Raw genomic sequence first — 688 nt, 5'->3', positions numbered from 1 at the left:
CTTTTTTACAAATATTTGCAATTTTTTAACAAGTAATGCAAGAAGTCTATTAATTGGAATTTTAATTGCGCTTTGTTCGAAGGATTTAAAAGTTATTTTAGTAATCTCAATTTCTGTTTTTTTAATTTTTGCTTTTTTAGCAGGCTTATTTTTCCCAATTGGGGTTGTTCGTAGTGATAAAATCTTAAATATTATTGGTTATTTGTTAACACCAAGTTATTCGTCATCAATTATGGGTAGTGCTTTTTTTGATCAGTTCCAGAATGAATTTTAGATTCTAATTTATATCCAAATTTAACATATTTTTCAGAGTTACATAATATTTGATTGCCAAGTTTAATTAGTTTTGGGTGAAGTTTTGCTTTTTTTAGTTTAATTTTTGTTATTAATTATTATCAAGATAAATAAAATATGATATGATATTTTTAGACAATTTAATATATAGTTATTTAGAGTTAGGGAATTAAGTGTAAATCTTGAGTTGTCCCAGCAACTGTGATATGGACGAACACCACAAGCCACTGAAAATATTTTTTGGGAAGGCGGTTAGTAGGATGAAGTTAAGCCAGTAGACCTTTCTAAATTTAATTAGTCTTATTATATAACTCCTGGGTGTGAGTCATGTAATTATTTTGCAAACAAATAATTTAATAGACTTCTTGCATTACTTGTTAAAAAATTGCAAATA

At 26.3% G+C, this 688-nt stretch carries 1 pseudogene and 1 riboswitch; the pseudogene reads left to right on the top strand.

The features are described 5' to 3' along the window. Window positions 1–274, top strand: a pseudogene (locus tag TS70_RS06730) (hypothetical protein); the annotation flags it as partial. A gap of 136 nt (window positions 275–410) precedes the next feature. Beyond that, window positions 411–596: riboswitch (cobalamin riboswitch) on the top strand. Window positions 597–688 lie beyond the last annotated feature (92 nt).

Origin of the sequence: Spiroplasma sp. hyd1 (assembly GCF_016082235.1) — a bacterium.
Classification (GTDB): Bacteria; Bacillota_I; Bacilli_A; order Mycoplasmatales; family Mycoplasmataceae; genus Spiroplasma; species Spiroplasma poulsonii.
Note: the sequence above shows the minus strand (reverse complement) of the source record. Positions and strands in the feature narration are given on the sequence as shown.